Genomic DNA, 13,003 nt, shown 5'->3' with positions numbered 1-13,003 from the left:
TGCCTTAAACCTGGGCCGGCTGTCCGATTGTGACGCCGGTGCGGCGAATCTGTTCGCGCAGATTGCCGGGCAGGACCTTGCCATCGTCGCCGATCTCCACCGGCGCGATATAGGGGCCGATGGCGCCGACGTCATCGGCCACGGCTTCCGCAAGCAACGCCTTGGCCTCGTCGGAGTTGCGCACGATGGCGGCTTCCGATAGCTCGGCGGACCAGCTTTTGGCGGCGGTGCGGTAGACCACGATGCCGTCCCAGGTGCGGTTGGCCGTCACGACCGAGGGGCCGGCGATCTTGATCTTCTTCTGTTCGAGCGGAGAGGTCATTCGGCTGCATCCAATAGGTCAGAGATGATTTGCTTGGGAGTCTGGCGGCGATGCGAACCGGCATGCCGGACCACGTCGCCGATGATGAGGATGGCGGGACCGCCATGGATCCGCCGCACCAGTTCCGGCAGGTCGCGCAGCGTGCCGATCGCGCCTTGGGCCTCGGGTCGCGTGACGCGGGCGAACACGCCGACCGGCGTCTCCGGCGAGCGACCGGCCGCGAACAGGCCGGCGCGCACGGCGGGCGCTGCGGTCACGCCCATGTAGACCACGACGGTCATCTTCGTGTCGGTCAGCGTCGACCAATCCACGTTCTCGGCATCGCGCGACTTGTGCGCGGTGAGAAAGGTGATGCGGGTCGCTTCGTGACGATAAGTGAGCGGCACCTCGAAATCGGCAGCGGCGCCTAGGCCTGCAGTGATGCCGGGAATGATCGAATAGGCGACGCCGGCGGCGCGCAGCGCTTCCACTTCTTCGCCGCCGCGGCCGAATACGAAGGGATCGCCGCCCTTCAGCCGCACGACGCGCTGGCCCGATTGCGCGGCCTCGATCATGCGCTTGTTGATGGCGTCCTGGCCGATGCCGGGCTTGCCGACGCGGCGGCCGACCGCAACGCGCGCGGTGTCGCGGCGAATGCGATCCAGAATCTCGGGCGAGACCAGTTCGTCATGGAAGACGATGTCGGCGTCCTGCAGCGCGCGCAGCGCCTTGATGGTGAGCAGATCCGGATCGCCGGGGCCGGCGCCGACCAGCGCGACCGAGCCTTCCGGCTTGTCGGCGCGCGCGAAGGCGGAGGGATCGGAGATTGCCTTGAGCGATGCGTCCGCTTCGCTCTTGCGGCCGGCGAGCACGGCGGCGCCGATCGGACCGTCGATGACGCGCTCCCAGAAGCGGCGGCGCAGCGGAAACTCGGCGATGCGCTCGTTGATGGACTTGCGGAAGGTGCCGATGAACTCGGCGAGTTCGCCGATGCGCGCCGGCAGCAGCGCCTCGATCTTCTCGCGCACGCGCCGCGCCACCACCGGGGAGGTGCCGCCGGTGCCGACCGCGACCACGACGTCGCCGCGATCGACGATGGCCGGAAAGATGAAGCTGGAATGCTCGAGGTCGTCCATGACGTTGACGGGAAGGCCGAGCGACTTGGCGCGAGCCGACATGGCCACACCGACATCGCCTGCGCCCGCGCAGACGACAGCGATGACCCCTGAAAGATCGGCCGTGAGCGGATCGCTCGCCGCGATCTCGATGCGGGCCGCATCTTCGGAGCCCAGGCCGAGGTCATGATTGCCGTCGATCGCATGCACGCGCAGCCGCGCGCCGGCAGCGGCGAGCACGCGCAGCTTGGCGCGCAAAAGCTCGCCCGCGCCGATGAGAATCACCGGGCCGGCCTTGAGATCGAGAAACACCGGCAAGAACCGCATGCGATACTCGCTTCCCCACAAACGGGGTTGACTGGAATTATTTTCTATATATGTCTCGTTTCGAGCGCGCAAAGAGAAATTTTTTTCTTCTCTTCTGCACCGCAACTATAGAATTTTCGCCTCCAAACGCAAAGTGGCAGAGATGCATCTTCTCAGGACGGATTCCGGTGCAGATGGGCAGAACTTTCGCGCGCCCATTTACGAGCAAATTCCAGTCGGGCTGACCGCCCCGAGCATGGATCATCTCGATCAGCTCGAAGCGCAGAGCATCTACATCTTCCGTGAGGCCTTTGCCCGGCTGAAGAAGATTGCCCTGTTGTGGTCGCTCGGCAAGGACTCCAACGTCATGATCTGGCTGGCGCGGAAAGCCTTCTTCGGCAAGATGCCGTTCCCGGCCCTTCACGTCGACACCGGCAAGAAGTTTCCGGAGATGTATCGCTTCCGCGATCATTACGGCAAGGAATGGGATCTCGATCTGCGCGTCGAGCCCTGCCCGCCGATCGATGCGGTCGACCCGACGCTGCCGCCGGCCGCCCGTTCCGCCGCGCGCAAGACCGAGGGCCTCAAGATGGCGCTCGCAAAGTATGGCTTCGACGGCCTGATCGCCGGCATTCGCCGCGACGAGGAAGCGACCCGCGCCAAGGAGCGCGTGTTCTCGCCGCGCGGGCTCGAAGGCAATTGGGACGTGCGCGACCAGCCGCCGGAGTTCTGGGACCATTTCAACGCCTCGCCGCCGCAAGGCGCGCATTTGCGCATCCATCCGATCCTGCATTGGACCGAGGCCGATATCTGGGCCTACACCAAGCGCGAGAACATTCCGATCATCCCCCTGTACCTCGCCAAGGACGGCAAGCGCTATCGCTCGCTCGGCGATCAGGACATCACCAACCCCGTGAATTCGACGGCGTCCAGCATCGACGAGATCCTGATCGAGCTCGAGCAGACCAAGGTGCCGGAGCGCTCGGGGCGCGCGCTCGACCACGAGACCGAGGACGCCTTCGAGCGTCTGCGCGTCGCCGGCTATCTCTGATCAAGGACGCTTTGCGGCTATGAACATGATCGTCACTCCCGCTTCGCCTGCGACCCCGAACGGCACCACGCGTCCGCAAGTGCGCATCGTCATCGTCGGCCATGTCGACCACGGCAAGTCGACGCTGGTCGGCCGCCTCTTGCATGAAACCGGCAGCCTGCCCGACGGCAAGCTCGAAATGCTGAAAGCTGTCAGCGCGCGGCGCGGCATGCCGTTCGAATGGTCGTTCCTGCTCGACGCGCTGCAGACCGAGCGCGACCAGGGCATCACCATCGACACCACGCAGATCCGCTTCCGCACCAATTCGCGCGACATCGTGCTGATCGACGCGCCCGGCCACGCCGAATTCCTGCGCAACATGATCACCGGCGCCTCGCAGGCCGACGGTGCGGTGCTGATCATCGATGCGCTGGAGGGCGTGCGCGACCAGACCAGGCGGCATGGCTATCTCCTGCATCTGCTCGGCGTGAAGCAGGTCGCCGTCGTCGTCAACAAGATGGACCGCGTCGATTTCTCCGCCGCACGCTTCAAGGACATCAGCGACGAGATTTCCGCGCATCTGAACGGCCTCGGCGTGACGCCCACGGCCGTGATCCCGATTTCCGCGCGCGACGGCGACGGCGTCGCCGAGCGTACCGACCGCATCGGCTGGTACAAGGGGCCGACCGTGGTCGAGGCGCTCGATCGCCTCGAGCCGGCGCGTCCGCTGGAAGCGCTGGCGCTGCGGCTGCCGGTGCAGGCGATCTACAAGTTCGACGACCGTCGCATCGTTGCCGGCCGCATCGAATCCGGCAGCCTGATTGCCGGCGACGAGATCGTGATCATGCCCGCGGGCAAGATCGCGAAGATCAAGACGGTCGAGAGCTGGCCGGTGACGCCGGTCGCCAGCCGGCAGGGCGCGGGCCGCTCGGTCGGCATCACGCTCGACCGCGAATTGTTCATCGAGCGCGGCGACATCATCGCGCATGTGGGCAGCGCCCCGCGCGAGACGCGGCGGCTGCGCGCGCGGATCTTCTGGCTGCACGACAAGCCGCTCGCCAAGGGCGACCAGCTTCTGGTGCGCTGCGGGCCAAAGGAAAGCCGCGCCACCGTTGTCGCGATCGAGAAGGCGGTCGATCCCGGTGAGCTCTCGAGCAGCGAGAACAAGGCGATCGGCCGCAACCATGTCGGCGAGATCGACATCTCCCTGTCCAATCCGATCGCGACCGATCCCTACACCGAAAATCCGCGCACCGGCCGCCTCGTCATAGAGGTGTCCGGACGCATCGCCGGCGGCGGCCTGGTGCTGTCGGTCGATGCCGGCCAGCGTGCCGTGCCGGTCGACATCGTGCCGGTGGAATCGGCGCTGCGCAGCGACGAGCGCTCGGCGCGCTATCGCCATAACGGTGCCGTGGTCTGGCTCACCGGCCTGCCCGCCTCCGGCAAGTCGACGCTGGCGCGGGCGCTGGAGCGGCGTCTCTTCACCAATGGCGGCTCGCCGATCCTGCTCGACGGCGACACGCTGCGTGCCGGGCTCAACAGCGATCTCGGCTTCTCCGCCACCGATCGCAGCGAGAACATCCGCCGCCTCGCCGAGGTCGCGACACATCTCGCCCGCAACGGCCACATCGCCATCGTCGCGGCGGTCTCGCCCGCGCGCGAAGATCGCGCCGCCGCGCGCCGCATCGCCGATACCGCGTTCCGCGAGATCCATGTCGCGACCCCGGCCGAAGTGTGCGAGGAGCGCGATCCCAAGGGCCATTACAAGAAAGCCCGCGCCGGCGCGCTCGCCTCGTTCACCGGCATCGGCAACGATTACGAGAAGCCTGAGGCTGCCGAGCTCGTGATCGACACGTCGAAGCGGACCGTGGCCGAGGCGGCTGACGAGATCGAGCAGATGCTGAAGACATCAGGCGTGCTGTTCGACGAGCTCGTGGACCTCGCTGCGAACATTTGAGGTCGCCCCAGTCTCCGCTGTCGTCGCCCGGTGTGAACCGGGCGACCCAATATTCCAGAGACAGCGTTGGGATACGGAGAAGCCGCGGCGTACTGGATTCCCCGCTTTCGCGGGGAATGACACCGGTGCGTGGGGCTTCTCCCACCTTCTCTTGACATTTTGACAAGCCCCCGGGGGTCTTCTCACCGCCCTGATTTTGGGGCTAATAGGTCCGGAAAGCCGCCCCGCGTGGGCGCATTTTGCTGCTGTCGGGTCAAAAGCAGCCAAAAACAGCCATTTCCAACAAGAAAGCCCATCATGAAACGCGTCGACGCCCACGGATTGAAGATCGCCCCTGTTCTGTTTGACTTCATCGCCAAGGAAGCCGCCCCGAAAACGGGAATCGCGCCGGATGCGTTCTGGGCCGGGCTTGCCGGCATCATCAAGGAGCTGGGACCGAAGAATCGCGAGCTGCTCGCGTTTCGCGACAATCTGCAGGCCAAGATCGACGACTGGCACCGCGCCAACAAGGGCAAGGCGTTCGACCTCGATGCCTATACCGCCTTCCTGAAGGAGATCGGCTATCTCGTGCCGGAGCCGGCGACGCAGAAGGTCGAGACCGCCAATGTCGACGAGGAGATCGGCAAGATCTGCGGCCCGCAGCTCGTCGTGCCGCTCACCAATGCGCGCTACGCGCTGAACGCGGCGAATGCGCGCTGGGGCTCGCTCTATGACGCCTTCTACGGCACCGACGCGATCCCGCATGATCCTTCCGAGAGCGGCAAGGGCTACAACAAAGCGCGCGGCGACAAGGTGATCGCCAAGGCCAAGGCGTTCCTCGACAACGCCGTGCCGCTCGCGACCGGCAGCCACACCGACGTCACCGCCTACAGCGTCGTCGCGGGCCAGCTCGCAGTGAAGCTGAAGAGCGGCAACGCCACCGCGCTGAAGCACGCCGCACAGTTCGCCGGCTTCCAGGGCGATGCCGCCGCGCCGAGCGCCGTGCTGCTCGTCAACAACGGCCTGCATATCGAGGTCAAGATCGACCGCAGCAGCGCGATCGGCAAGGACGATCCGGCCGGTGTCGCCGACATGATCATGGAGGCCGCGGTCTCGACCATCCTCGACATGGAGGACTCGGTCGCCGCGGTCGATGCCGAGGACAAGGTGCTGGTCTACCGCAACACACTCGGCCTGATGAACGGCACGCTGTCGGCCGATTTCGAGAAGGGCGGCAAGACGCTGACGCGTTCGCTCAATTCCGACCGCCTCTACAAGACGCCTGACGGCAAGGGCGAGGTCAAGCTGCACGGCCGCAGCCTGCTGTTGATGCGCAATTGCGGTCACCACATGTTCACCGACGCGGTGCTGGACGAGAAGGGCGAAGAGGTTCCGGAAGGCCTGCTCGATGCCGCCGTCTCGGGCCTGCTCGCGATCCACGACCTCAAGGGCCATTCGAAGGTCAAGAACAGCCGCACGGGATCGGCCTATATCGTCAAGCCGAAGATGCACGGCCCGGACGAGGTCTCGCTGACCTGCGAGATCTTCGACCGCGTCGAGAAGATGCTGGGCCTGCCCGAGAACACGCTCAAGGTCGGCATCATGGACGAGGAGCGGCGCACCACCGTCAACCTCAAGGCCTGCATCCAGCGCGCCTCCAAGCGCATCATGTTCATCAACACCGGCTTCCTCGACCGCACCGGCGACGAGATCCACACCTCGATGGAAGCGGGCCCGATGATCCGCAAGAACGAGATGAAGGCGCAGGCCTGGATCAAGGCCTACGAGGACTGGAACGTCGACATGGGCCTGACCTGTGGCCTGCCGGGCCACGCCCAGATCGGCAAGGGCATGTGGGCCGCCCCCGACAAGATGGCGGACATGCTGGCGCAGAAGCTCGGCCATCCGCAGGCCGGCGCTACCACCGCCTGGGTGCCCTCGCCCACAGCGGCGACGCTGCACGCGCTGCACTACCACCAGGTCAACGTGATCGCGCGCCAGGAAGAACTCGCCAAGGGCGGACCGCGGGCAAAACTGTCCGACATCCTGACCATTCCGGTGTCGAAGTCGAACTGGGCGCCCGATGACGTCAGGCAGGAGATCGACAACAATTGCCAGGGCATTCTGGGCTATGTCGTGCGCTGGATCGACCAGGGCGTCGGCTGTTCCAAGGTGCCCGACATCCACGATGTCGGCCTGATGGAAGACCGCGCCACCTTGCGCATCTCCAGCCAGCACCTCGCCAACTGGCTGCACCAGGGCGTCATCACCGAGGCGCAGGTGATGGAATCGCTCAAGCGCATGGCGGTCGTCGTCGACAAGCAGAACGCCGGCGATCCGATCTACAAGCCGATGGCGCCCGCCTTCGACGGCGTCGCCTTCAAGGCGGCCTGCGAACTCGTCTTCAAGGGGCGCGAGCAGCCGAACGGCTACACCGAATACATCCTCACCGCGCGCCGCCGCGAAGCCAAGGCTCTTGGATAAGAGGCTCTTGGATAAAGAGGCGCTGGGCTGAACGAAGTCACGGAACCGTCAAAAGCCCCGGCCCGCGCCGGGGCTTTTTTCTTGCGCGAAACGTCGCGGCTTGGCGCGGAACAGGCTGCGTGCGCCTCGCGTTGTCGGGCCATCAACCCATGGGAGATGGTCATGGACTGGAATCGGATCGAAGGAAACTGGAAGCAGTTCAAGGGATCGGCCAAGGAGAAATGGGGCAAGCTCACCGATGACGACCTCCAACTGATCGAGGGCCGCCGCGAGCAGCTCGAGGGCCGGCTGCAGGAACGCTACGGCAAGGCCAAGGACCAGGTTCGTCAGGACGTCGACGACTGGCTGAAGTCGCTGCACTAGCGCAGCATGAACGAAGCCCCGGCTCAGGCCGGGGCTTTTTGTTTGGGAGCAGTAGCCCCCGCTAGAATACTGTCAGATATTTCAGCAGCGACACGACGCCGATGATGATGACGATCACGCGCGCGATCTGCTTGGCGCGGCCGTCCATCGGCAGCATGTTGATCAGATAAAGCACGAGAATGACGACGAGAAAGGTGACGAGGACGCCGATCAGCATTGCAGGGACCCCCCTTCTGGCAAATTGCTAACGATGTCCTAACGCTGGCCTCGCGCGCTGGTTCCATCAACGCAACCCATTGCAACTTCTAGTAAATGCGTATTTTTACCGGTAGCTTGGCTGCCTAAAACTTTACCCTTTTCCTCTCACATGCAGAAACCGTCTGGCCATGAGGCGCCAACGGCATGTGATTGCCGATGCCACAGGGCTCCTCCTTTTCGATTGTTGCCGGGCGCCCTCCGCGAACTCGACATGGAAATTGGGGGACCTCGATGCTGAATCGTCTGACCGTATCCGCGCTGCTCAAGGCCGTGATCGCGATCACGTCGGTCTGCGTGGTCGTTGCGCTCTCGCTCACCGCCTACGCATCCTGGGATCGTGTGAGGACCGCCAGCCGGATCTCGCAGATCGCGGACGCGTCCGCCGACCTGTTCAAGGCGATGCACAATCTGCGGACCGATCGCTCCACCAGCAACAGGCTGCTGAACGCGACCACGCCAATGGACGCGGACATCGAGAAATATCTGCGCGCGATCCGCGACGCCGAGATGCCGGCGATGGCGCATGCGCTGGAGCTGTTGCCGGCCATCGACTTTCCGCAATCCGGCACGCTGGTGCCGGAGCTCGCGCGCCTCTACAAATCCGCGAGCGAGCAGCAGAAGCAGTTCTGGGAGGACGTCGCCAAGCCCAAGGATCAGCGCCGCGCCGGCCTGCCGAAGGAATACATGGAGACGACGCAAGGCCTGCTCGACACGCTCGACAAGCTCTCGAGCGTCCTGGCCGGGACCGTCAATCACCAGGACGCGGCGATCGATCAGCTGCTGTCGATCAAGCAGAACGCATGGCTCTTGCGCAACACTGCCGGCGAAGCCTCGCTCATCGTCTCGACTGGCCTTAACGCCGGCAAGATCACACCCGAGGCTCACCAGTCCTACACCCAATATGTCGGCGGCACGGCCGCGATGTGGAAGGCGCTGGAATTGTCGGCATCGGGCATGCAGCTGCCGTCCGCACTGTCATCCGCCATGACCGCGGTCAAGTCCGCCTATTTCGATCCGCAATATCTCGCCCTGCGCGACCGCCTCGCGGAGACGCTGGTGAAGGGCGACAAGGCCGAGATGACAGCCAATCAATGGACCCCGGTCACGGTCGGTCGCCTGTCCAATGCCGTCGCAGTGGCAGAAGCCGCCCTCGACGCCGCCAAGGTCCATACGCTGGAGCAACACGGCGCCGCGCAGCGCGCGCTGATCGTGCAGCTTGGGCTCCTGGCGCTCGCCATTGGGCTTGCCGTCGGCGCGACCATGCTGGTCAGCCGCCGCGTCATCACCCCGCTCAACACCATCCGCGACGCCATGCTCGAGGTCGCCGGCGGCGACCTCGCCGTCGACAGCGGCTATCTCGACCGTCATGACGAGATCGGCGCACTGGCCGGCGCACTGGAGACCTTCAAGCAGCAGGCGGCCGAGAAGCTCAAGATCGAAGAGCAGGAGCGTGAACGCAATGCGGGCGCCGCCGCCCGCCAGCGCGTGGTCGAGGCCCATGTCGGCGAGTTCGAGAGCGCCGTGCGCAAGTCGTTGGGCGAGCTGAGCGAGGCCTCCGGCGAGATGCGCAAGACCTCGGGCGACCTGTCGGCCGTCTCGCGCCAGAGCAATGAACGCGTCGAGATTGCCGGCAAGGCCTCGAACGAGGCCTCCACGAGTGTCGAAAGCGTCGCGGCAGCGGCCGAGGAGCTCTCGGCCTCCATCAACGACATCAGCCAGCAGGCCGCGCATGCCGCGGGCATCGCCAGCCGCGCCGTCACCCAGGCGCGCGAAACCGACGGCACCGTGCAGGGCTTGGCGCAGTCGGCGGGGCGCATCGGCGAGGTCGTCGGCCTCATCAACACCATCGCGGCGCAGACCAACCTGCTCGCGCTCAACGCCACGATCGAGGCGGCGCGCGCCGGTGATGCCGGCCGCGGCTTTGCCGTGGTCGCCTCCGAGGTGAAGTCACTCGCGAGTCAGACCGCGAAGGCGACCGAGGAGATTTCCGAGCAGATCGCCGACATCCAGAAGGTTGCGGGCGATGCCATCAACGCGATCCAGGCGATCGGCGGCATCATCGGCGAGGTCAACGAAGTTGCGACCGCCATCGCGGCCGCAGTGCAGGAGCAAGGCGCCGCTACGCAGGAGATCACCCGCAGCACGCAATACGCGGCGCAGGGAACCAAGAATGTCTCGGACAACATCACCGGCGTGAAGGCCGATGCCGACACCGCAGCCGGTGCCGCGGAGAACGTGAAGCAGGCCTCCGAGATGCTGGAGACGCAAAGCCGCCAGCTCGGTCAGCAGGTCAGCGATTTCCTGGGCAAGATCCGCGCGGCGTAGGGCACGCCGGCTCCGCGCGTCGCGAGGACGCCGTTCGGAAGCCGAAGCTACTCCTTCGCCACCACGGGGACCTGGCGGAATCTGGCGCGCACCGATTCCGGCAGCGGCGAGAAATTCATCGCGACACCGCGGCGGTCATTGGCGTTGCGGCTGGCGACCACGAGGCCGCCGGCTCCGGCGACGATGTCGCCCTTGCGCAGGGTCGGATCGTCCTCGACCTTGACCGATGCGAGCCCGACCGGGTCCTTGCCGTTGCAGGTACAGCCCGCGACGATCTCGTTGCGAAAGCGGAACGCGTTCGGCAGGTCGGAATAGGACTTTCCGTTCTCCGTAGAGGCGTCGTCGATATTGCTGCCATAGACCAGCGAGGTTTCCGCGGCTGGGCAGAAGCTCTTGCAGGATTGCGCCTTGCTCTCGGAATCGCTGCCCTGCGCCGGGAAATAGCGGCCGTCACAGCCGCGCACGCAATAGGCCGCGCCGCCGCCATAGGAGGCCCGCTGACGCGGCCCATCGTAGCGCGGCCCATCGTCATTGGGGAACGGCATGCGGATTTCCGGCGGCGGCCGCATCCGGAAGCCGCCGAACAATGCCGAGAAGAAATCCTCCGCATGCGCCGACGGCGCCGATGCAAGACCGGCGGAGATCGCGATCAGGATCACCGTTCCGCCAGTCCATTTGCCAATCAGGCGTCTGCTCATATGACCTCGCTCACGCTTAATTCACGGCCGACGACGTGATGTTCAACGCCTGCCGACCCGAGGGCAGCGTCGTCACGGCCGGCCGCCTGCGCACGGGCTCGCCGGCCTTGTCGCCTCCTCTGGCCATCAAGGGCGCGTTCTTCGGCAGCACCACGACCTTGGCGCCGACATTAACGCGATTGAACAGGTCGATGACGTCCTCGTTGGTCATGCGGATGCAGCCCGAGGAGACGAACTTTCCGATGGTGGAGGGATCATTGGTCCCGTGGATGCGGTATTGGCTCGAGCCGAGATACATCGCACGCGCACCGAGCGGGTTGCCGGGGCCGCCGGCGACGAAGCGCGGCAGATAGGGCTGGCGCGCGATCATCTCGGCCGGCGGATGCCAGTCCGGCCACTCGGCCTTGCGACTGACGCTCTGCACGCCCGACCAGGTAAAGCCCTGGCGGCCGACGCCGACGCCGTAGCGGATCGCGCGGCCGCCTCCGAGCACGTAATAGAGATAGGTGCTGTTGGTATCGATGACGATGGTACCGGCCGGCTCGCTCCTGTCGAAGCTGACGATCTGCCTGCGCAGCCGGTCGGGCAACTGAGCATCTTCGTCGGCGAGCTGCGGCGCCTCGTTGAGGTCATCCTGCGAATAGGCTTGGCCCTGCGAGTACTGGCCCTGCGAGTACAGGTCCTGCGGGTACACCCGCTGCATCGGCGCATAGCCGAAGGTTTGCGCGCTCGCGGTGCCCATGGGCGCCATGAGCAGAGCGGTTGCGAAAGCGAATGCGCCGACGGCGCGCGGCGAGAAGCTGCGACGGACTGCAAACAACTTTGTCATGAGCTGCCCCGTTGGATATGCATCAGGTGATGCGCTGCCCAACAAACTCCGCCGGCTGGATCGAAGTTCCGTTGCCGCGTGCGGCAGCGACGTCACAGTCAAGCGAGCCATCGTTCACGAAGCCGCGATGGAACCGGCATACCGCCCACGCGTTGTGAGGTCATCAATGGGCGCGCGGATCGCGGATTCCGTGCGGGAGAGATATTGTGCGCGTCCTACCCAGTGACCGTTTGATTTCCGGCAACGGCGAAGGCGAACCGCTCCCCGAGAGCCATGTCGAGCTGCCGCCGGTGATCCGCCGCACTGAATTCGTCGCGTTCGCGCTGGCCGGCCTGTTGCTGATTGCCATCGTCGCCGTGCTTTATGTCGGCAAGGCGTTCTTCCTGCCGGTCGTGATGGCGTTCGTCACCGGGACCATGCTGTCTCCGGCGGCCACCTTCCTGGAGCGGAGCAAGGTCCCACGCAGCCTTGGCGCCGTCCTGATCGTGGTCGCGGTGACCGCGGTGGTCGCCTTCGTCGTGGCGCTGATCGCTTCGCCGGTCATGGCATGGAGCACGCGCCTGCCGGAGCTCGGCGCGCAACTGCGGGACAAGCTGCACGTGTTCGATCGGCCGCTTGCGCTCTGGCGGGAGATGCAAGCCATGCTCGGCGGCTCGGAGGGATTGCCGAGCATCCACATGCCCAAGGTGGAGTGGGTGCAGCCGACGCTGGAATTCCTGTCACCGACCTTTACCGAATTTCTGCTGTTCTTCGTCACCCTGATCCTGTTCATCGCAAGCTGGCGCGACCTGCGGCGAGCCATGATCATGACCTTCAGCGATCGCGACGCGCGGCTGCGCACGCTCCGGATCCTCAACGAGATCGAGGTCCATCTCGGCAATTATCTGCTGACCGTCACCCTCATCAATGTCGGCGTCGGCGTCGCCACCGGCCTGATCTGCGCGCTTACCGGAATGCCCAATCCGGCCGGGCTCGGCGCGCTGGCGGCCACGCTCAACTTCATCCCCATCATCGGGCCCGTGGCGATGTTCGCCGTGCTGGTCGTGGTGGGGCTGATCGCCTTTCCCACCATCGGCGGCGGCCTGATGGCCGCGCTCGCCTTCGGCGGCCTCACCTTTCTGGAGGGGCACTTCATCACACCGACGATCATTGGCCGGCGGCTCGCCCTGAACGCGCTCGCCGTGCTGCTCGCGCTCGCATTCTGGACCTGGCTGTGGGGGCCGATGGGCGCGTTCCTGTCGTCGCCGCTCCTGATCGTCGCGCTGATCCTGAAGGACCACCTGTTGCCGGAGAATTCGCCGCAGCTTCCGCAAGCCTGACCGGTTTCAGCGAACGGAACTTACCCGGCGACGAAACGT

11 protein-coding genes are annotated in these 13,003 nt (G+C 65.4%); 6 read left to right on the top strand and 5 right to left on the bottom strand.

The window, feature by feature from the left end; genetic code table 11:
* Positions 1 to 4 precede the first annotated feature (4 nt).
* Together DCG74_RS11510 and cysG are read right to left on the bottom strand one after the other, a co-directional pair.
* A complete protein-coding gene (locus DCG74_RS11510) occupies positions 5 to 322 on the bottom strand; it encodes a DUF2849 domain-containing protein (RefSeq protein WP_172784881.1) in 318 nt (105 codons plus the stop codon).
* Positions 319 to 1,743, bottom strand: coding sequence for a siroheme synthase CysG (cysG, locus tag DCG74_RS11505; protein ID WP_172784882.1), 1,425 nt, complete (start codon positions 1,741 to 1,743; stop codon positions 319 to 321). Before cysG ends, DCG74_RS11510 begins: the two co-directional genes overlap by 4 nt.
* 235 nt (positions 1,744 to 1,978) lie before the next feature.
* On the opposite strand from cysG, the gene cysD reads away from it, so the two are divergent.
* The 4 genes from cysD to DCG74_RS11485 all read left to right on the top strand — a co-directional run bounded on the left by cysD (position 1,979) and on the right by DCG74_RS11485 (position 7,535).
* Positions 1,979 to 2,773, top strand: a complete 795-nt coding sequence (gene cysD / locus DCG74_RS11500) for a sulfate adenylyltransferase subunit CysD (protein ID WP_172784883.1) — start codon at positions 1,979 to 1,981, stop codon at positions 2,771 to 2,773.
* A gap of 19 nt (positions 2,774 to 2,792) precedes the next feature.
* On the top strand, positions 2,793 to 4,709 hold the full coding sequence (gene cysC / locus DCG74_RS11495; protein ID WP_172784884.1) for an adenylyl-sulfate kinase: 1,917 nt from the start codon (positions 2,793 to 2,795) through the stop codon (positions 4,707 to 4,709).
* 297 nt (positions 4,710 to 5,006) lie between these two features.
* Entirely contained in the window at positions 5,007 to 7,172 is a 2,166-nt protein-coding gene (locus DCG74_RS11490) for a malate synthase G (RefSeq protein ID WP_172784885.1), read from the top strand.
* A 162-nt stretch (positions 7,173 to 7,334) separates the two neighbouring features.
* On the top strand, positions 7,335 to 7,535 hold the full coding sequence (locus DCG74_RS11485; protein ID WP_008546815.1) for a CsbD family protein: 201 nt from the start codon (positions 7,335 to 7,337) through the stop codon (positions 7,533 to 7,535).
* A gap of 61 nt (positions 7,536 to 7,596) precedes the next feature.
* Here the strand turns inward: DCG74_RS11485 and DCG74_RS11480 are convergent, their stop codons facing one another.
* Positions 7,597 to 7,752: a Thivi_2564 family membrane protein gene (locus DCG74_RS11480; protein WP_130363252.1), complete on the bottom strand. Its 156-nt coding sequence runs from the start codon at positions 7,750 to 7,752 to the stop codon at positions 7,597 to 7,599.
* A 272-nt stretch (positions 7,753 to 8,024) separates the two neighbouring features.
* On the opposite strand from DCG74_RS11480, the gene DCG74_RS11475 reads away from it, so the two are divergent.
* A complete protein-coding gene (locus DCG74_RS11475; RefSeq protein WP_172784886.1) occupies positions 8,025 to 10,118 on the top strand; it encodes a methyl-accepting chemotaxis protein in 2,094 nt (697 codons plus the stop codon).
* A gap of 47 nt (positions 10,119 to 10,165) precedes the next feature.
* Here the strand turns inward: DCG74_RS11475 and DCG74_RS11470 are convergent, their stop codons facing one another.
* Both DCG74_RS11470 and DCG74_RS11465 read right to left on the bottom strand, forming a co-directional pair.
* Entirely contained in the window at positions 10,166 to 10,816 is a 651-nt protein-coding gene (locus DCG74_RS11470; RefSeq protein WP_172784887.1) for a DUF2865 domain-containing protein, read from the bottom strand.
* A gap of 16 nt (positions 10,817 to 10,832) precedes the next feature.
* Positions 10,833 to 11,645, bottom strand: coding sequence for a L,D-transpeptidase (locus DCG74_RS11465; protein ID WP_172784888.1), 813 nt, complete (start codon positions 11,643 to 11,645; stop codon positions 10,833 to 10,835).
* Positions 11,646 to 11,851: 206 nt separating this feature from the next.
* On the opposite strand from DCG74_RS11465, the gene DCG74_RS11460 reads away from it, so the two are divergent.
* Positions 11,852 to 12,964, top strand: coding sequence for an AI-2E family transporter (locus DCG74_RS11460; protein WP_172784889.1), 1,113 nt, complete (start codon positions 11,852 to 11,854; stop codon positions 12,962 to 12,964).
* The last annotated feature ends 39 nt before the right edge of the window (positions 12,965 to 13,003 follow it).

The sequence above is a fragment of the Bradyrhizobium sp. WBAH42 genome (assembly GCF_024585265.1).
Classification (GTDB): Bacteria; Pseudomonadota; Alphaproteobacteria; order Rhizobiales; family Xanthobacteraceae; genus Bradyrhizobium.
Note: the sequence above shows the minus strand (reverse complement) of the source record. Positions and strands in the feature narration are given on the sequence as shown.